Below are 18,439 nucleotides of genomic sequence, written 5' to 3'. Positions count from 1 at the left end.
GCCCGACCGCGGCCCGGCCGGTCACCGGTGGACCGCCTGGGCCTGTTCCGGCCGGTGTCCCGGCTGCCGGGATCCGGGACCCACCCGGAGCGGGTCGGGGCCTCCGTCCACGAAGCCGCAGCACTGGCGTCCGGATCGCGGTCGCCCCGCGGAGCCTGCCGGGAGCCCCACTGGTCCGCACCGCGGTGCACCGGCACCGCCGCCCGTGCGCCGGGCGCGGTCGAGGCCGAGTCGATCGACCGGCCCGCGTGCCTCCCACTGAGCGGGAGGTCACCACCGGCGCCGGTCGTCCGGTGCGACGGTTCCTCGGCCACTGCACCCATCGACGAAGGGCCTCGGATGCTCAGCCCGACACACCGCCAGCTGGCTGCGGACCGGCTCTGGGCCGCCCAGCGGGACCGGGCGCCGATCGAGCCGCTGACGGCGACGTTCGACGGCATCGACGTCGTCGACGCCTACGAGATCCAGCTGCTGAACATCGCCCGTCAGCGGGCCGACGGCGCCACCGTGCACGGCCACAAGGTGGGGCTGTCCTCCCCGGTGATGCAGCAGATGATGGGCGTGGACGAGCCCGACTACGGCCACCTGCTCGACACGATGGTGCTCTCCGAGGGCACCCCGGTGCCGACTGCTCGGTACTGCTTCCCGCGGATCGAGGTGGAGGTCGCCTACGTCCTCGGCGACACGCTGCCGGGGGAGGGGTGCACCGAGGACGACGTCCTCGCCGCCACCGAGTACCTGGCTCCGAGCATCGAGCTGATCGACAGCCGGATCGTCGACTGGCGGATCGGTCTGGCCGACACGATCGCCGACAACGCCTCCTCGGCCGGCGTCGTCCTGGGCGCCGCACGGATGAGTCCGCGCGACCTGGACCCGGCCGACATCGACGCGGTGCTGTTCCAGGACGACGTCGAGGTGGCCCGCGGGAACACCAGCGCCGTCCTCGGCAACCCGACCACCGCCGTCGCCTGGCTGGCCCGCACGGTCGCCTCCTTCGGCGTGAAGCTGGAGGCCGGGCACGTGATCCTGCCGGGCTCCTGCACCCGGGCGTTCGACGTCCGGGCCGGCTCCACCTTCCGTGCCGAGTTCGTCGGACTCGGCTCCGTGGCTTTGACCTTCACCGGGGGAGACCAGTGACCGCCACCAGCAAGGCGACCGCCGCCATCGTCGGCTCGGGCAACATCGGCACCGACCTGCTGTACAAGCTGCAGCGTTCGGCCAGCATCGAGCCGCGCTGGATGATCGGGGTCGACCCCGCCAGCGAGGGCCTGGCCCGGGCGACCGCCCTCGGCCTGGAGTCCTCGGCCGAAGGTGTCGACTGGCTACTGGCCCAGGACGAGCAGCCCGATCTGGTCTTCGAGGCCACCTCGGCCTACGTGCACCGCGCCAACGCCCCGCGCTACGCCGAGCGGGGGATCCAGGCCATCGATCTCACCCCGGCTGCCCTCGGCCCCGCCGTCGTCCCCGCCGTCAACCTCGACGAGCACCGGGAGGCTCCCAACGTCAGCCTGATCACCTGCGGCGGCCAGGCCACCATCCCGATGGTGGCCGCGGTGTCCCGGGTGACCGAGGTGGCCTACGCAGAGATCGTGGCCAGCGTCGCGTCCCCCTCGGCCGGCCCGGGCACCCGGAACAACATCGACGAGTTCACCCGGGCGACCTCCCGGGGCATCGAGGTGATCGGTGGCGCACGGCGAGGCAAGGCCATCATCATCCTCAACCCGGCCGAGCCGCCGATGTTCATGCAGGACACCATCTTCTGCGCCATCCCGGAGGACGCCGACCGCGACGCGATCGCGGCCTCGATCACGAAGATGGTCGCCGATGTCGCGAGCTACGTGCCCGGCTACCGGCTGCGCGCCGAACCCCAGTTCGACGACCCGAACCCGATGAGCGGTGGCATGGCCCGCGTGGCGGTGTTCATCGAGGTCGAGGGCGCCGGGGACTTCCTGCCGCCCTACAGCGGCAACCTGGACATCATGACCGCCGCGGCGACCGCGGTCGGCGAGGGATTCGCCGCCCGCATCCTGGCCGACCGCACACCCGCCGCGAGCTGAGGACGACGACTCCCATGACTGCTCTCTCCGCCTTCCCGGCCGCGAAGGCCTACAGTGCCGACCTCGACATCCGGATCACCGACTCGTCGCTGCGCGACGGCTCGCACGCCAAGCGCCACCAGTTCACCGTCGAACACGTCCGCTCGATCGTCGGCGCCCTCGACGACGCCGGGGTGCCGGTCATCGAGGTCACCCACGGCGACGGCCTCGGCGGTTCGTCGTTCAACTACGGGTTCAGCCACACCCCCGAGCAGGAGCTGATCAAGGAGGCCGTGAAGACGGCCACCCGCGCCAAGATCGCCTTCCTCATGCTCCCCGGCCTGGGCATCCAGGACGACATCCGCGAGGCGGCAGGGAACGGTGCGGCGATCTGCCGGATCGCCACGCACTGCACCGAGGCCGACATCTCGATCCAGCACTTCGGGTTGGCCCGGGAGCTGGGCCTGGAGACCGTCGGCTTCCTGATGATGAGCCACAGCCAGCCCCCGGAGGTGCTGGCCAAGCAGGCCCGGATCATGGCCGACGCGGGTTGCCAGTGCGTCTACGTCGTCGACTCCGCCGGGGCGCTGATCATGGAGCAGACCAGCGACCGGATCGCCGCGCTCGTGGCCGAGCTCGGGAACGACGCACAGGTCGGCTTCCACGGGCACGAGAACCTCGGCCTCGGTGTGGCGAACTCCGTGCTCGCCGTCCGGGCCGGCGCCCAGCAGATCGACGGGTCCACCCGCCGGTTCGGTGCCGGGGCCGGGAACACGCCGGTCGAGGCCTTCGTCGCGGTCGCCGAGAAGCTCGGCATCCGAACCGGGGTCGACACGCTGAAGATCATCGACGCCGCCGAGGACGTCGTACGCCCGGTCATGGACGGCGAGTGCCTGCTCGACCGGCTCTCCCTGACCATGGGTTACGCCGGCGTCTACTCCTCGTTCCTCAAGCACGCAGACCGCCAGGCCCAGCGCTACGGGGTCTCCGGCGCCGAGATCCTCATCGAGGCCGGACGGCGCAAGCTGGTCGGCGGGCAGGAGGACCAGCTGATCGACATCGCTGTCTCGCTCGCCGAGAAGAACTCCACGCTCGCCGGAAAGAACTGAGGTCCACGACCATGACCACCACCGCCCTCGACGCGATCACCGAGCGCGCTGACGAGATCCGCGCGCAGGGCGTCGTCAACGAGAGTCTCGGCAAGCTCAGCGACACCGCCGCGAAGACGCTGCGCGACGCCGGCGTCATCCGGATGCTGCAGCCCGCGAACTACGGCGGCGCCGAGGCACACCCCGTCGAGTGGGCCGAGACCGTGATGGCCATCGCCGCCCTGGACGGCTCCACCGGCTGGGTCGCAGGCATCGTCGGCATCCACCCGTGGGAGATGGCCATGGCCGACCCCAGGGTGCAGGAGGAGGTGTGGGGAGCCGATCACGACGTCTGGATCGCCTCGCCGTACGCCCCCATGGGCATCTTGCGCCCGGTCGAGGGCGGGTATGTCTTCAACGGCCGGTGGCAGTTCTCCTCGGGCACGGATCACTGCGACTGGATTTTCCTCGGTGCCTTCCTGGGCGACGAGAACGGCGACATGGCCAAGCCACCGCAGAACATCCACGTGATCCTGCCGCGCTCGGATTACGAGATCGTCGAGGACACCTGGGACGTCGTCGGCCTGCGGGGCACGGGCAGCAAGGACATCGTCGTCAAGGACGCCTTCATCCCGTCCTACCGGATCATCCACAACGCCAAGCTGGTCGACGGCACGCAGCCCAAGGACGCCGGGCTGACCAACCCGCTCTACCACCTGCCGTTCTCCTGCGCGTTCCCGCTCGGCATCACCTCGGCCGTCATCGGCATCGCCGAAGGTGCGCTGGCCCACCACCTGGCCTACCAGCGCACGCGTGTGCAGATCACCGGGACCAAGGTGAAGGACGACCCGTACGTGCTCTACGCGATCGGTGAGGCCGCCGGCGAGATCGCCGCCTCCCGGGCCGCGCTGCTCGACAACGCCAACCGGATGTACGACCTGGCCGCCGCCGGTCACGAGTTCTCCTTCGAGGAGCGGGCGCTGGGCCGGCGCAACCAGACCCAGGCCGCCTGGCGGGCGGTGCGGGCGGTGGACGAGATCGTCGCGCGGTCGGGTGGCAACGCCATGCGCATGGACAACCCGCTCCAGCGGTTCTGGCGGGACGCCCACATGGGCCTGACGCACGCCATCCACGTGCCCGGCTCCATCAACCACGTGGCCGCGCTGTCCCAGCTCGGCATCGAGCCGCCGCCGGGACCGATGCGCTCGATGATCTGATCCGCCCTTCTCGAACGGAGACCAGCACATGACCCAGATCCGTGGCCTCGGCTACCTCGAGGTCCAGACCACCGACGTCGATCGCTGGCGGGAGCTGACCGTCGGCGCCCTCGGCTTCGCGGTCGGCAGCGGCCCGAACCCGGACGCGTTGTACCTGCGGATGGACGAGCGCCGCGCCCGGCTGATCGTGGTGCCCGGGGACCACGACCACGTGCGCGCGGTCGGCTGGGAGGTCCGTGACCAGTTCGCGCTGGCCGCGGTCGGCCGTGCCGTCGAGGCGTCCGGGGTCGCGGTCAAGGAGCTGTCCCGCGACGAGTGCGACGACCGCGGCGTCGAGGAGGCGATCGCCTTCCAGGACCCGTCCGGCACTCCCGTCGAGGTGTTCTTCGCGCCGATCCTCGACCACTCGCCGCTGATCACGGGGCAGGCCCAGCAGTTCGTGACGGGCGGCCAGGGGATGGGGCACGTCGTGCTCCCCACCACCTGCCCCGACGAGACCGTGGCGTTCTACTGCGAGGTGCTCGGCTTCAAGCCGCGCGGTGCCATGCGGCTCGGTGGGCCGAAGTCGCCGCGGCGGGTCCGGTTCATGGGGGTCAACCAGCGTCACCACAGCCTGGCCATCGCGCCGGCACCGCACGGCGAGCCGCCGGGCCTGGTGCACCTGATGGTCGAGGTCGACACGTTGGACGCCGTGGGCCGCGCACTGGACAACGTGAACCGGGCCGGCTTCTCGCTGTCGTCGACCCTGGGTCGGCACACCAACGACAAGATGGTGTCCTTCTACGTGCGCGCCCCCGGCGGGTGGGACATCGAGTACGGCTGCGAGGGCATGCTGGTCGACGAGTCCTCCTACACCGCCGAGGAGATCACCGCCGACAGCTACTGGGGCCACGACTGGTCGGGCTCGGAGCCGCTGGCCGCCTTCGTCCCGCGGGCCGCAGGGGCATGAGCGGGTCGGTCGCCCCGGTTCCCGCCTCGGCGATCGACCGGATCGAGGCCGAGGTCGACGTGCTCGTCGTCGGCCTCGGCTGCGCCGGCGGGGCGGCCGCCCTCGAGGCGGCCGCCGCCGGTGCGTCGGTGCTCGTGCTCGAGCGGGCCTCGGGCCCCGGCGGGTCCTCGGCGCAGTCCGGGGGAGAGCTCTACCTCGGCGGCGGGACGCGGGTGCAGAAGGCCTGCGGCTTCGAGGACGACGCGGACACCATGTTCGCCTACCTCCGCGCCGCGCTCGGCCCGCACGCCGACGAGGAGAAGCTGCGGCTGTACTGCGACGGCAGCGTCGAGCACTTCGAGTGGTTCTGCTCGCTGGGTCTGGAGTTCAACGAGTCGCTGTACGGCGCCCCGAGCTGGATGCCGCCGACGACCGACGGCCTCATGTGGCTCGGCGAGAACGCCTGGCCCTACGACGAGCTGGCGCGGCCGGTGCCGCGCGGCCACCGGCCGGCGACCGAGTCGTGGGGCGGCTGGTTGATCATGGAGAAGCTGACCGCGGCGGTGCGCGCCGCCGGGGTCACGATCGAGTCCGACACGCTGGCGTCCTCCCTGGTCATCGAGGGCGGGCGGGTGGTCGGGGTGACGGCGCGCCGGTTCGGCGCGGAGGTCGCCTACCGGGCGCGGCGCGGCGTCGTCCTCACCACCGGGGGGTTCGTCGACGACGAGGAGATGCTGGCCGCGCACGCCCCGCTGCTGCTGGGCCACGGCAAGGTCAGCGACGGACTGGACGACGGCAGCGGCATCCGCATGGCCGCCGCGCTGGGGGCCGCCACCCGCCGCATGGGGTCGGTGGAGATCGCGCTGACCGCCCTGCCGGCCGCGATGGTGCGCGGGATGATGGTCAACGGCCTGGGCCAGCGGTTCATCAACGAGGACGTCTACCCAGGGCTGTTCAGCCACGCGGCGGTGGTGCACCAGCCGGGGCCGTGGTGGGTCGTCGTCGACGAGGCCGGCTGGGAGTCGATCCCGCCCCGCGACCTCTGGGGCGTGCGGCCCACCCATGCGGCCGAGACCCTCGCCGAGCTGGAGGCGGAGCTCGGCATCCCCGAGGGTGCGCTGCAGGCGACGGTCGAGCTCTACAACCGGCACGCCGCCGCAGGCGAGGACCCGCTGTTCCACAAGAACGCGGAGTGGCTCCGCCCGCTGGAGCCACCGTTCGCCGCGCTGGACCCCCGGCTGGGATTCGCCAGCGGCCGCGACGCCACACCGCAGGGGACCGGTGCCGCCGGTTTCACCCTCGGCGGGCTGCACACGACCGTGGACGGCGCGGTGCTCGACGTCTCCGGTTCGGCCATCCCGGGATTGTTCGCCGCGGGGCGGGCCAGCGCCGGCATACACGGCGAGGGCTACATCAGCGGGACGTCGCTGGGCGACGGCACCTTCTTCGGCCGACGTGCCGGCCGGGCCGCCGCGAGGGATGCGGACCGACAGTCATCAACGAGGACGAGGCGATGAATCGCTACGACGGCAAGCGGGTGTTCCTCACGGGGGCAGGCTCGGGCATCGGTCGGGCGACCGCGGTCCGGCTGGTAGCCGAAGGTGCGACGGTCTTCGCCGTCGACCGCGACGACGAGGGACTGGCGGCCACCCGGGAGCTGGTCGAGGATCCGGCGCGGCTGACCTGCCACACCGCCGATCTCTCCACCGAGGACGCCGTGGTGGCCGCGGCCGGCGCGGGCGTGGCGGAGCTGGGTCAGATCGACGTGCTGGCCAACGTCGCCGGGGCACTGCGCACCACGCCGATGACCGGCCTGGACCTCGACGACTACCGCTGGCTGTTCGCGATCAACCTGTTCGCGCCGGTCACGCTGTGCCGGGAGCTGTTGCCGCACGTTTCCGACCGCACCGGGGTCATCGTGCTGACGACGTCCACCGCGGCGACGAAGGCCCATCCGGGCATGACCGGTTACGCGGCGTCCAAGGGCGCGCTGCTGTCGTTCGCGGTGAGCTTGTCCGCCGAGCTGGCGCCGCGCCGCATCCGCGTGGTCCCGGTGTCGCCGGGCGGAGTGGCCACGCCGCTGACGATGGACAAGCAGCGGTTCCAGGGCATCGACGTCTCCTGGTACGCCCGCACGTACCCGCTGTGGGGCAAGCCGGGCAAGCCGGAGGACCTGGCCGCGGCGATCGCCTTCGCCGGCTCCGCCGACGGTGCCTACCTCAACGGGACGGAGTTCCGGCTCGACGGCGGTTCGCACGTGTGACCCCCGATGCCGAGGGCGCCGGACCGAGAATCAGGAAACCAGGAGCACACCGCCCAGCGATACGCCCGCGACCACGGTGGTGGAAGTCAGCGCGAGCAGCAGCGGACGCGGCCCGACCCGGCGGAGGGAGCTGAGCCGCACCCCGCAGCCCAGTGCGAACATGGCGGCGGACAGCAGGCCCACCTGAGCGGCTCGGGCCACGTCCAGCACCGCCTCGGGGACGATCCCGCTGGACCGGACCACCACCATGGCCAGGAAGCCGACGACGAACAGCGGCACCAGCGGCGGACGACGTTCTTCCGGCCCGCCGGCTGGCTGACGGCGCCGCTGCCAGCTCACCACCGCGATCACCGGGGCGAGCATCAGGACCCGCGCGAGCTTGACCACCACCGCCACCGTCAGCGCGCCTGCGCCCATCGCGCCGCCGGCCGCGACCACCTGGGCCACCTCGTGGATCGCGCCACCCGCCCACAGCCCACCGACGTGCTCGGACAGGCCCAGCCCGGCGGCGGTCAGCGGCACCAGCGGGATCATCAGCGTGCCGAAGAGCACGACCAGCGCGACGGCGGTGACGACCTCCTCCTCGTCGGCATCGACCACGCCGTCGACCGCGGCCACGGCGGCGGCGCCGCAGATCGAGAAGCCGCAGGCGATGAGCAGCCGCTGGGTGGGGCTGATGCCCAGGAGGCGGCCCACCAGCAGGGTCGAACCGATACCTCCCGCCACGATCACGGTGACCACTCCCAGCATCCCGGCGCCCAGCCCGAGGACGTCGCCGAACAGCAGCTGCAGGCCCAGGAGCACGATGCCCAGCCGCAGCAGCCGCTTCGCCGAGAAGGAGAGGCCCGGTTGCACCGTCGCAGGCAGCCGGACGACGTTCGCCATGACCACGCCCAGCACGATCGCGATCATCAGCACGCTCACCGACGGCACGGCGCGGTGCAGCACGGAGGACGCGGCCGCTGCGAAGGTGCAGAGAACGAGCCCGGGTAGCGCGCCCCACCACCCACTCGGCTCCGGCCGAGGGGCTGCGCGGTCCGGGCGACCGGCGCCGGGAGTGAGGGAAGACATGCCCTGATGCTGGTCCCGGCCTCTGGACGGCAGTAGTCCCCGGGCTGTCATGGGGCCATATGCTCGGGATATGACTGGGCATCGGGACTGGCCCGACCTGGCCCTGCTCGAGCTGCTGGTCAGCATCTCCGAGCACGGCAGCCTCGGCGCGGGCGCCCGCGCCGTCGGCATGGCGCAGCCCAACGCCAGCCGGGCCGTGGCCCGGTTCGAGCGGGGGAGCGGGGTGCGGTTGCTGCGACGGTCCCCGCGGGGGTCGACGCTCACCGCGGAGGGCGCGCTGGTCGTCGACTGGGCACGCGGCGTGCTCGACGCCGCGGAACGGCTGGGTGCCGGCATCGACGCGCTGCGGGCCGGCGCCGGTCCCGGGCTGAGCGTGGCCGCGAGCATGACCGTGGCCGAGTACCTCGTTCCGGCCTGGCTCACCGAGCTCCGGCGTCGCCACCCGGCGGTCCGCGTCGCCCTGGACGTGCAGAACTCCGCCGACGTCGCGGCAGGGGTCGGAGCCGGGAACTACGACATCGGCTTCGTGGAGTCGCCGGAGCTGCCTGGCGGCCTGCACCACCTGGAGGTGGGCCGTGACGAACTCGTCGTGGTGGTCCATCCCGGGCATCCGTGGGCGCAGCGGCGCGACCCGGTCACGTCGGCGGAACTCGCCGCGACCCCGCTGGTGGTGCGCGAGGCGGGCTCGGGCACCCGGACGGCGCTGGAGGCAGCGCTGGGCGGCGCCGGTACCACGGTGGCCCCGGCGCTGGCCCTCACCAGCAATGCGGCGGTGCGGCTCAGCGTGCTGACCGGGGGACCGCCGGCGGTGCTGAGCGCACTGGCCGTCGACGCCGCGCTGGCCTCCGGCGAGCTGCACCGGGTGCCGGTCGCGGGAGTCGATCTGGAGCGGCGGCTGACCGCGGTGTGGATCGGACCGCGCCAGCTCACCGGCCTGGCCGGCGATCTGGTGCAGATCGCCGAGCGCAGCTCCGGTAGGGCTCCGGGCTGACCGGCGGCGCCGGTGGGATCAGCGACCCATCAGGCGCTGGTGGTGGGCGTGCGCCCGGCTGACCAGCTCGGCGCGGTCCATGCCGCTGCGCTTGGCGGCGACCGCCTCGTTGCCGCCCGCGATCCACACCGGCCCGTGAGGCAGCTGCTCCAGGCCCTCCCGGGCGACGTCCTCCGGTTCGGCGACGTTGAGGCCCGGGATGGAGAAGTCCAGCCCGGCCCGCTCCATCGCCGGTGTCCGGGTCACCCCGAGGACGAGCTCGAGCACGTGCACGCCGTGCTCGCGCAGCTCGAGCCACAGCCCCTCGGCGAACACCCGGCTGAACGCCTTGACCGCCGAGTAGATGCTCATGTCCGCGGTGCCCATGTAGCCGGCCAGCGAGCCGACCAGCACGATCCCGCCCCGGCCACGCTCGCGCATGAGCGCGCCGAAGTGGTGGGTCAGGGCCAGCTGTGCGGCGATGTTGAGGTCGATGACGCCCTGGATGCGATCGAGCTCACCGGTCACGAACTCGTGTCCGTAGGAGTTGGCGCCGGCGTTGAAGATGAGCAGCCCGACCTCGACGTCGTCGGTGGCCTCCCGGATGGCCTTGACCGCGCCCGGATCGAGCAGGTCCAGCTCGAGGGTGCGTACCGTCACGCCCTTCGCCCGTACCGCGTCAGCGGTCTCGGCGAGAGGCCCGGGCTTGCGGGCGATGAGCAGCAGGTTGATCCCGGCGTCCGCGAGCTGGTGTGCGAACGAGGCGCCCACGCCCTCGGAGCCACCGGCGATGACCGCCCAGGGGCCGTACGTCTGGTTGTCGATCACGATGTCGCCTCTCAGCTGGATCGGCCGTGCTGCGCGTCGCGTCGGTCGATCCGTGAGGACTGACCGGCGCGAGGCGTGTCACGGAGTTGAGGTGGCGCTCAGGATTCGGCGTCGGGAACGGGGAGCAGGCCTTCGACGGCGGCGCCCCGGATCGAGGCGCGCAGCTCCGAGCAGTTCTCGAAGAAGTTGCTGTTGGGCCCCGAGCCGGGCTGTGCTGAGCGCCGCTCCACGCACGCGGCGACGGCGTCGGCGTCCCACTGGACACTGGTCTGCTGCCAGCTGCTCTTCCGCACCTGCACCTGCGCCGAGCAGCGGCGGCACCGAACCGGCCGCATCGGGGCGTCGAGCAGCCGGTTGTCCGGTCGCACCGCCATCAGACCGGCTGACCCGCTGCCCAGGCAGCCGGCGTGTCCTCGGCGGCGGCGCGGCGGGCGAGGTTCTCCTCGACCTCCCGGCGCCACGCCTCGTTGGGCTTGGTGGTGTCCATCTCGTACTCGAACCGCTCGACCATCTCCGGCGTGACGTCGGCGACGTCGACGTAGAACTGCTCGTACCAGCGTCGCAGCTGGTAGACCGGGCCGTCCTCCTCGCAGAGCAGCGGATTGTCGATCCGGGTCTTGTTCTTCCAGATCTCCACGTCCTGCTCGAAGCCCTGCCGGATGAAGTCGCCCGTCCCGATGGCCAGCTTCTCGGCGGCGTCGCCGGGCAGGTGCTCCGAACGCTTGACGATCACGCCGTACTGCAGGACGAACGAGTTGGCGTCGATGGGGTAGTGGCAGTTGATCAGCACGGACTCGAGGTCCATGTTGTCGTAGTGGTAGGTCAGGTCGTCGATCATGAACGACGGTCCGTGGTAGGCGGCCACCGACGTGTTGCCGATCAGCTTGGGCTGCCCCTCCTTGGCCGGTGGGCGAACGTCCTCCCGCCCGACGCCGTTCTGGATCTGCGTGGCGACCGGACCCTCGAAGATCGTCTTGAAGTAGGTCGGGAACGAGCCGTGCACGTAGAAGAAGTGCGCCATGTCGACGATGTTGTCGATGACCTCACGGCAGTTGGTGTTCACCACGGTGTAGTACCAGCGCCAGTCGGTCCACTCGTCACTGGTCGCGCCCTCGATGCGCGGGATCGTGACGTCGGCCGGCGGGGGGTTGCCTTCCGGGTCGTTCCAGACGAAGAGCATCCCGTCCTGCTGCAGGGTCGGCCAGGCAGCCGTCCGCGCCCGCAGGGGCACCCGCCGGCTGTAGGGGATCTGCTTGCACTTGCCATCGCCGCCCCAGCGCCAGTCGTGGAACGGGCAGGCGACCTCGTTGCCCTTCACGGTCCCCTGCGACAGGTCGCCACCCATGTGCCGGCAGTAGGCGTCGAGGACGTTGACGGAGCCGTCCTCGCCCTGGAAGACGACGAGCTTCTGCCCGAACGCCTGGATGGAGTGCGGCTTGCCGTCGGCGAAGTCGCGGATCAGCCCGAGGCAGTGCCAACCACGCGCAAAACGTGTCGGTGCCGCCTCGGCCTCGATGCGGCGGATCTCGTCCATGTCCTGCACAGCGGTCATTGCCCGACCATCCCCTCGAGTGCTGGTGCTCGAGCGCCAACGTAGGTCGGGTGCCACGGCACGGGGTGGCGCGTCTCACTCATCGGAAAGGCCACGAGCCGGAGCCGCGCCACGGCGCACCATCGGGTCCGTGCCACGCATCGACGCGCGAGGAGGAACCGGGATGAGCGACACCGGAGGGACGACGGTGCACGCCCGGGTGGCCGCGCTGCTGCCCGGCATAGCCGATCGCGCCGCGGCGGCGGAGGAGGCCTGCCGGGTGTCCGACGAGACGATGGCCGAACTGGGTGACGCGGGTGTCTTCCGCATGCTGCAGCCCAAGCGCTACGGCGGCGCGGAGTGCGACCCCACCGAGTTCTTCCGGGTGGTGCGGGCGGTTGCGGGCGCATGCGGCTCCACCGGCTGGGTCACCTCGGTCGTCGGGGTCCACCCCTGGCAGCTCGCGCTCTTCCCGGAAGGCGCCCAGGACGACGTCTGGGGCCCCGATCCGGACACCCTGGTCGCATCCAGCTACGCACCGGTCGGGCGCCTCACCGAGGTCGACGGTGGCTACCAGCTGACCGGGCGGTGGAGCTTCTCCTCCGGTTGCGACCACGCCGGCTGGGCTCTGCTCGGAGCCCTGGTCGTCGGCGTCCACGGCCGGCCGCTGGACTTCCTCACCGTGCTGGTGCCCCGCACGGACTTCGTGGTGCACGACGTCTGGGACGTGATGGGGCTGCGCGGGACCGGCAGCAACGACATCGAGGTGGCCGGCGCATTCGTGCCGGAGCACCGGGTGCTGCGCAACTTCGAGCACTCCCAGCTGCGCGGCCCGGGGCAGCGCGCCAATCCCGGCCCGCTGTACCGGATGCCCTTCGGTGCGGTGTTCGCCTCGGCGGTCACCTCTCCGCTCCTCGGCGCGGTGCAGGGTTGCTACGACTCCTACGTCGCCACGATGCGCGACCGTGTGCGCCTGTCGCTGGGCGGTGGCCGGTTCGCCGAGGACCCGTTTGCCCAGGTCGCCGTCGCCCGGGTGGCCTCGGAGATCGACGCGGCCACGTTGCAGATGGACCGCAACATGAGCGAGCTGCACCGGCAGGCGGCCGCGGCGGAGGGCATCCCGATGGAGCTGCGACTGCGCACCCGCCGCGATCAGGTGCGGGCCACCGAGCGCTCCCTCGCGGCCGCGGACCTGCTCTTCAAGACCGCCGGCGGCAACTCGCTGCGGAGGGGGAACCCGATCGAGCGTGCCTGGCGCGACGTGCATGCCGGCAGCGTGCACGTGGCCAACGACGTCGAGCGCACGCTCGCCCTCTACGGCAAGGGCGCTTTCGGCCTGGCGGTGGAGGACAACCTCATCTGAGACCGAACGGCCCCGGCTCCACCTGGGAACCGGGGCCCGCCGTCCGACGGCGGCATCGGGATCAGAGCGCCCCCGTCATGTCCCGTACGGCGAGGGAGCTGAACACCATGGCGGTCCCGATCGGGACGCCGGGGCCGGGGTAGACAGGCCCCGCCATGGAAGCGCTGGTGTTGCCGGCGGCGTAGAGCCCGGGGATCGCGTCGCCGTCGGCGCGCAGCACCCGGGCGTGCGCGTCGGTGCGCAGCCCACCCTTGGTGCCGAGATCGCTCAGGACCAGGCGGGCGGCGTAGTACGGCGCGGTGTCCACCGGGACCAGGCAGGGGTTGGGGCCGTCGCCGGCAGCGAAGAACCGGTCGTAGGGGTCGTCGCCGCGCGCGAAGTCCTCGTCGACGCCGGCGGCCGCGAACCCGTTGAAGCGGTCGACCGTGGCGGTCAGCGCAGCCGCCGGGACGCCCATCTGCCGGGCCAGTTGCTCGATCGTCCCGGCGCGCACCCAGGTGCCGGCGGCGAGGTGCACGTCGGCCGGCAGCGGGGGCAGCGAGATGGCCGGCAGCTCTCCGCCGGTCCGGGAGTCGAAGATCAGCCAGGACGGCACGCGATCCGGGGCGGCCGCCATCTGCCGCCCCATCCGGTCGTACGGCAGGGACTCGTCGGCGTACCGGTGGCCGTGGCCGTCGACGATCAGCCCGCCGCGGAATCCGAGCGTGAAGGCGGCCGAGCCATCGGGGTGCAGGATCCCGGGGCAGAACCACGCCTGGTCGAGCAGGTCGGTGGCCGCGCCCAGCGCGACCGCCGCGCCGATCGGCTCTCCGGCTGCGGCCTCCGCCGGGGCCATCGACCACTCGGCCGCGCCCGGTACCCCGTGCGCGGCGCGCATGGCCGTGTTCCGCTCGAAGCCGCCGGCCGCCAGCAGCACGCCGCGTCGGGCGCGCACCTCCACCGGGCCGTCGGCGGTCAGGGCCACGACGCCGACCACGCGGCCGTCATCGGTGAGCAGGCCGGTCACACGCGCTCCCGTGCGGATGTTCCCGCCCGCGCGGACGTAGGCCAGCAGCAGCCTCCCGATCAGCGCCCGTCCCTGGCTCAGAGGCGCCGAGCGCGCGTGGTCCCGACCGGCCCGGTCCCGGTCCACGGGCGGACGGACCAGCGCGGCGAGCTCGCCCAGCTCCGCGGCGGGCAGGTCGAGAGGGTTGATGGCCCGCCCGGCGTCCATCCGGCCCGGGGCGGCGAAGTAGTCGGGGAAGGGTCGCCACTCGAAGGCGATCGCGGGGTCGCGCTCGAGGAACTCGACCAGCGCCGGCGCGTGCTCGACGAACGCATCCTGGTGGGCAGCGGTGCCCTCCCCGATCAGCGCCCGCAGGTAGGTCCGTGCCGCCTCGGAGGAGTCGCCGATCCCGGCGCGCTCCTGCACCTGCGTGCCAGGCAGCCAGCACGCAGCGCCGGAGTAGGCCGAGGTGCCGCCCAATCGGTCCGTGGCCTCGAGGACGACGACGGACCGTCCTCGAGCAGCTGCCACGAACGCTCCGGTCAGCGCCCCGGCCCCGGATCCCACGACGACCACGTCGTACTCGCTCTCCTGCGCACCGGTCCCTGCATCCTGCCCGTCCACCCGTGCCTCCTCCGCGCGCCGCCCGCTCCGAGGCACTCAACCGGCGCTCGTCACCCGTCGGAGGCACGATCCCGTTCAGCGGTACGGCGGCTGGCGGGGGATGCGGTGCCGGTCAGTATCATTTCAATCGTCCATGTCCCGACATCGCGAGGTAACAGTGCCCAGGATCGCCGAGGCCCGGGAGGCAGCCGAGCCGACCTCGCCGAGTCAGAAGGCGCGGCACCGACGCATCCTCCGAGCGGCAGCGGACCTCGCTGCCGCCAAGGGGCTGGACGAAGTGCAGATGCACGACGTGGCCAAGGAGGCCGGTGTCGCCATCGGCACCCTCTACCGGTACTTCCCGTCCAAGACCTACCTCTTCTCCGCCGTCATGGCCGAGCAGATCGACCTCCTCGATGCCCGGATCTCGCCGCCGCGTCCAGGACAGGCCCCCGAGGAAGCGGTCTACGACGTGCTGGTCACCGCGACCCGCCAGCTCTTCCACCGGCCGACCCTGGCCCAGGCGCTGCTGCAGGCGCAGAACTCCGCCCACGCCGCCCGGGTGCCGGAGGCGGCCCGCAGCGACCGCACCACGCAGAACCTGCTCCTTCGCGCGCTCGGGGCATCAGAGCCGACTGCGCAGGACATCACCGCGGTCTGGCTGGTCATGCAGTGCTGGTACGGCCTGCTCACCTCCGCGCTCAACGGCCGCACCTCGCTCCCGGACGCCGAGGCCGATCTCCGGGTCGCCTGCCGGCTGCTGCTCGCCGGGCGCGGCTCGGTACGGGCGGACGCCGAGCTCCCGATGACCGGGAACACCCCACCCGCGGCCGAGCTGGTCGGTTAGCGTCCGCCTCTCGCCGAGCGACGCGAGGGAGACAGGCGCAGCCATGGAGCACGAGATCGTCCGCGACAGGTTCACCGGCACCGCCGTGCTGCTCACCGGCGCCGGCTCGGGCATCGGCCGCGCGACCGCGGTGCGACTCGTCGCCGAGGGCGCCGAGGTGTTCGCGGTCGACGTCAGCGAGGACGGCCTGGCGGCCACCGTCGCGGCGGCATCCGGGCCGGGGCGGATACTCCCGCATGTCGCCGACGTCTCCGACGAGGCCGCCGTCGTGGCCGCCGTGAGTGGCGCTGTCGCCGCGCTGGAGAAGCTGGACGCGCTGGTCAACGTGGCCGGCATCCACCGGACCACGCCGATCGGGACCCTGGCCGTCGAGGACCTGCGAGCCCTGTTCGACGTCAACGTCGTCGGCACGGCGCTGTTCTGCCGCGAGGCGCTGCGCCACCTGCCCGCGGGCGGCGTGATCGTCAACACGGCATCGTCGTCGGCCAGCCACGGCAACCCGTACATGACGGCGTACTCGGCGACCAAGGGAGCGGTGCTCGCGTTCTCGCTGAGCCTGGCCTCGGAGGTGATCGGCCGCGGCATCCGCGTCCTGGTCGTCTCCCCGGGCTCGACCGCCACCCCGCTGACCGCCGGCGTGCAGTTCGAGGGCCTGGACGCGCGCTACTACTCCCGGATCGTCTCGCCCATGGGAACCGGCCGGCCCGAGCAGATCGCCGCGACGATCGCCTTCGCCGCGTCGCGCGACGCCTCCTACCTCACCGGCGTGGACCTGCGGGTCGACGGCGGGTCGCACATCTGATCGCCCGCTGACGAACCCCCAGGAGACCCATGTCCCGCCGCATCGCCGTCACCGGTTCCGCCTCCGGCATCGGCCAGGCCCTGGCCCAGCAGCTCACCGAGGCGGGCGACACCGTCATCGGCATCGACCTGAAGGACGCCGACGTCTGCGCCGACCTGGGCACGTGCACCGGGCGTGCCCATGCCGTCGAGGCGGTGCTCGAGCGGTGCGGGGGAGTGCTCGACGGGCTGGTCGCCTGCGCCGGCATCAACACCCCGTCCCCGGCACTGGTGAGCGTCAACTTCTTCGGCGTCACCGCGCTGGCCGAGGGGCTGCGGCCGGCGCTGGCCGCCGCGCCCGCTCCGCGTGCCGCCGTCGTCGGGTCGATCTCCGGCACCCAGCAGGTCGACGTGGAGGTCGTCGCAGCCTGCCTGGCCGACGACGAGGCGGCCGCCCTCGCCCGGGCCGAGGTGGTGATGGGGGAGGGGCCGCAGAGGCTGTACCCCTCGTCGAAGGCGGCCCTGGCCCAGTGGGTGCGGCGGGACTGCGTCACGCCGGAGTGGGCCGGCGCGGGCATCCCGCTGAACGTCGTCGCACCCGGCGTGGTGCGCACCCCGATGAGCGCCGCGCTGTTCGCCGACGAGCGGATGAAGCAGGTCATGGACCGCGCGGTGCCCATGCCGTTGAACGGCTACGCCGGCCCCGAGGTGATCGCCGAGGCGCTGAGCTGGCTGATCGGTCCGGCGAACACGCACATGACGGGCCAGGTGCTCTACGTCGACGGCGGCGCGGAGGTCAGTCTGCGGGGCCCGGCCGTCTTCTGACCAGCTCGCCGGGAAGCTCCGAGCAGCGGAAGGGCCCCTGCCGCCGACGGTGGCAGGGGCCCTTCCGGTGGACGGGGTCAGCGGGAGGCGGCCACGTTCTGGACGCCGGTGGTGTCGAGCCGGGCGATGTCGTAGGCGGAGAAGGTCTGCTGCGGGCTGCGACCGGTGAAGTACCCGGTCAGCTGCTCGTCGAGCTCCTCGACGGTGAACGTGCCGTCGGCAGCGGTGAACTTCTTCTCCACGGTGGGCGGGGCCAGCAGAGCCACGAAGTCGCCGTAGACGACGAAGACCTGGCCGCTGATGCCCTGCGAGGCGGGGGAGGCGAGGTAGCCGACCAGCGTGCCGACCCGCTCGGGCGCGAGGATGTCCAACCCGTCGCCGGTGGCCGCCTCGGCGAAGACGCCGTCGGTCATGCCGGTGCGCGCACGCGGGCAGATCGCATTGGCGGTGACGCCGTAGCGGGACAGCCCCTGGGAGGTCGAGAGGGTGAGCGCGACGATCCCGGCCTTGGCCGCGGAGTAGTTGGCCTGGCCGGCAGACCCGAAGAGGAACGCCTCGGACGCGGTGTTGACCACCCGCCCGTACACCGGGCCGCCGGTGGCCTTCGACGCCTGCCGCCAGTGCACCGCGGCGGCACGCGACACCGAGGCGTGGCCTTTGAGGTGCACCCGGATGACGTCGTCCCACTGCTGCTCGGACAGGTTGAACAGCATGGTGTCGCGGGTGATCCCGGCGTTGTTGACGACGATGTCCAGGCTGCCGAAGGAGTCGACGGCGGCCTGCACCAGTTGCTCGCCCAGGCTCCAGTCGCCGACGTCGCCGGTCACCGCGACGGCCTTGCGGCCGAGCGCCTCGACCTCTGCGACGACGTCGTGCGCCGCCGAGCCGACATCGTTGACGACGACGTTCGCGCCGCGGGCGGCCAGGGCGAGCACCTCCGCGCGGCCGAGACCCGCGCCGGCCCCCGTGACGACGGCCGTGCGGCCCTCCAGGCTGGTCGTTTCGTTCACCGGGCTACTCCTCTTCCAGCGGCCACCGACAGGTGCGGCCGCCGCACGTGACGGACGTTCGACTGCGCCCGCCGGGCGGGCTGCCGGCGGAGCG

General features: G+C 72.3%; 18 protein-coding genes. 12 read left to right on the top strand and 6 right to left on the bottom strand.

Going from position 1 to position 18,439, the window contains the following annotated elements; all coding sequences use genetic code 11:
• The first annotated feature begins 339 nt into the window (after positions 1–339).
• From BMW62_RS05635 to BMW62_RS05605, 7 genes are read left to right on the top strand one after another with little or no spacing between them, the layout of a single operon-like run.
• On the top strand, positions 340–1,137 hold the full coding sequence (locus BMW62_RS05635) for a 2-keto-4-pentenoate hydratase (protein ID WP_091929858.1): 798 nt from the start codon (positions 340–342) through the stop codon (positions 1,135–1,137).
• Positions 1,134–2,057 carry an acetaldehyde dehydrogenase (acetylating) gene (locus BMW62_RS05630; RefSeq protein ID WP_091929857.1) on the top strand — a complete coding sequence of 308 codons (924 nt, stop codon included), beginning with the start codon at positions 1,134–1,136 and terminating at the stop codon, positions 2,055–2,057. Before BMW62_RS05635 ends, BMW62_RS05630 begins: the two co-directional genes overlap by 4 nt.
• Before the next feature lie 14 nt (positions 2,058–2,071).
• Entirely contained in the window at positions 2,072–3,145 is a 1,074-nt protein-coding gene (dmpG, locus tag BMW62_RS05625; RefSeq protein ID WP_091929856.1) for a 4-hydroxy-2-oxovalerate aldolase, read from the top strand.
• A gap of 11 nt (positions 3,146–3,156) precedes the next feature.
• A complete protein-coding gene (locus BMW62_RS05620) occupies positions 3,157–4,341 on the top strand; it encodes an acyl-CoA dehydrogenase family protein (protein WP_091929855.1) in 1,185 nt (394 codons plus the stop codon).
• Between the two features lie 28 nt (positions 4,342–4,369).
• Positions 4,370–5,290: a VOC family protein gene (locus BMW62_RS05615; RefSeq protein ID WP_091929854.1), complete on the top strand. Its 921-nt coding sequence runs from the start codon at positions 4,370–4,372 to the stop codon at positions 5,288–5,290.
• Positions 5,287–6,786 (top strand): FAD-dependent oxidoreductase, encoded by a 1,500-nt coding sequence (locus BMW62_RS05610; protein ID WP_091929853.1) that lies wholly within the window; start codon positions 5,287–5,289, stop codon positions 6,784–6,786. The genes BMW62_RS05615 and BMW62_RS05610 overlap by 4 nt, the downstream gene beginning before the upstream one ends.
• Positions 6,783–7,532, top strand: coding sequence for an SDR family NAD(P)-dependent oxidoreductase (locus tag BMW62_RS05605; RefSeq protein ID WP_091929852.1), 750 nt, complete (start codon positions 6,783–6,785; stop codon positions 7,530–7,532). Before BMW62_RS05610 ends, BMW62_RS05605 begins: the two co-directional genes overlap by 4 nt.
• Before the next feature lie 30 nt (positions 7,533–7,562).
• Here the strand turns inward: BMW62_RS05605 and BMW62_RS05600 are convergent, their stop codons facing one another.
• The gene (locus BMW62_RS05600; protein ID WP_091929851.1) at positions 7,563–8,603 is read right to left on the bottom strand and encodes a YeiH family protein; all 1,041 of its coding nucleotides are present in this window, start codon (positions 8,601–8,603) and stop codon (positions 7,563–7,565) included.
• A 70-nt stretch (positions 8,604–8,673) separates the two neighbouring features.
• Here BMW62_RS05600 and BMW62_RS05595 point away from each other — a divergent pair, with 70 nt between their 5' ends.
• Entirely contained in the window at positions 8,674–9,594 is a 921-nt protein-coding gene (locus BMW62_RS05595) for a LysR family transcriptional regulator (RefSeq protein ID WP_091929850.1), read from the top strand.
• An 18-nt stretch (positions 9,595–9,612) separates the two neighbouring features.
• Here BMW62_RS05595 and BMW62_RS05590 read toward each other — a convergent pair whose 3' ends face one another.
• The 3 genes from BMW62_RS05590 to BMW62_RS05580 form a co-directional block, all read right to left on the bottom strand.
• A complete protein-coding gene (locus tag BMW62_RS05590; RefSeq protein ID WP_091929849.1) occupies positions 9,613–10,401 on the bottom strand; it encodes an SDR family NAD(P)-dependent oxidoreductase in 789 nt (262 codons plus the stop codon).
• A gap of 98 nt (positions 10,402–10,499) precedes the next feature.
• Complete coding sequence (locus tag BMW62_RS05585; RefSeq protein WP_091929848.1) at positions 10,500–10,775, bottom strand: ferredoxin; 276 nt, start codon at positions 10,773–10,775, stop codon at positions 10,500–10,502.
• Entirely contained in the window at positions 10,775–11,953 is a 1,179-nt protein-coding gene (locus BMW62_RS05580; RefSeq protein ID WP_091929847.1) for a Rieske 2Fe-2S domain-containing protein, read from the bottom strand. Before BMW62_RS05580 ends, BMW62_RS05585 begins: the two co-directional genes overlap by 1 nt.
• 163 nt (positions 11,954–12,116) lie before the next feature.
• On the opposite strand from BMW62_RS05580, the gene hsaA reads away from it, so the two are divergent.
• Positions 12,117–13,295 (top strand): 3-hydroxy-9,10-secoandrosta-1,3,5(10)-triene-9,17-dione monooxygenase oxygenase subunit, encoded by a 1,179-nt coding sequence (hsaA, locus tag BMW62_RS05575; protein ID WP_091929846.1) that lies wholly within the window; start codon positions 12,117–12,119, stop codon positions 13,293–13,295.
• 61 nt (positions 13,296–13,356) lie between these two features.
• Here hsaA and BMW62_RS05570 read toward each other — a convergent pair whose 3' ends face one another.
• On the bottom strand, positions 13,357–14,904 hold the full coding sequence (locus BMW62_RS05570) for an FAD-dependent oxidoreductase (protein ID WP_091929845.1): 1,548 nt from the start codon (positions 14,902–14,904) through the stop codon (positions 13,357–13,359).
• Positions 14,905–15,004: 100 nt separating this feature from the next.
• Here BMW62_RS05570 and BMW62_RS05565 point away from each other — a divergent pair, with 100 nt between their 5' ends.
• Genes BMW62_RS05565 through BMW62_RS05555 form a run of 3 tightly spaced genes read left to right on the top strand, consistent with a single transcriptional unit; the run spans position 15,005 to position 17,335 of the window.
• Entirely contained in the window at positions 15,005–15,730 is a 726-nt protein-coding gene (locus BMW62_RS05565) for a TetR/AcrR family transcriptional regulator (protein ID WP_348271450.1), read from the top strand.
• A gap of 43 nt (positions 15,731–15,773) precedes the next feature.
• On the top strand, positions 15,774–16,532 hold the full coding sequence (locus BMW62_RS05560) for an SDR family NAD(P)-dependent oxidoreductase (protein ID WP_091929843.1): 759 nt from the start codon (positions 15,774–15,776) through the stop codon (positions 16,530–16,532).
• 29 nt (positions 16,533–16,561) lie between these two features.
• Positions 16,562–17,335, top strand: coding sequence for an SDR family oxidoreductase (locus tag BMW62_RS05555; RefSeq protein WP_091929842.1), 774 nt, complete (start codon positions 16,562–16,564; stop codon positions 17,333–17,335).
• A gap of 77 nt (positions 17,336–17,412) precedes the next feature.
• Here the strand turns inward: BMW62_RS05555 and BMW62_RS05550 are convergent, their stop codons facing one another.
• The gene (locus tag BMW62_RS05550; protein WP_091929841.1) at positions 17,413–18,345 is read right to left on the bottom strand and encodes a 3-oxoacyl-ACP reductase; all 933 of its coding nucleotides are present in this window, start codon (positions 18,343–18,345) and stop codon (positions 17,413–17,415) included.
• Positions 18,346–18,439 lie beyond the last annotated feature (94 nt).

This window comes from Blastococcus sp. DSM 46786 (assembly GCF_900109665.1).
Classification (GTDB): domain Bacteria; phylum Actinomycetota; class Actinomycetes; order Mycobacteriales; family Geodermatophilaceae; genus Blastococcus; species Blastococcus carthaginiensis.
The sequence above is the reverse complement of the archived record's forward strand: the minus strand, read 5'-3'. Positions and strand labels throughout refer to the sequence as shown.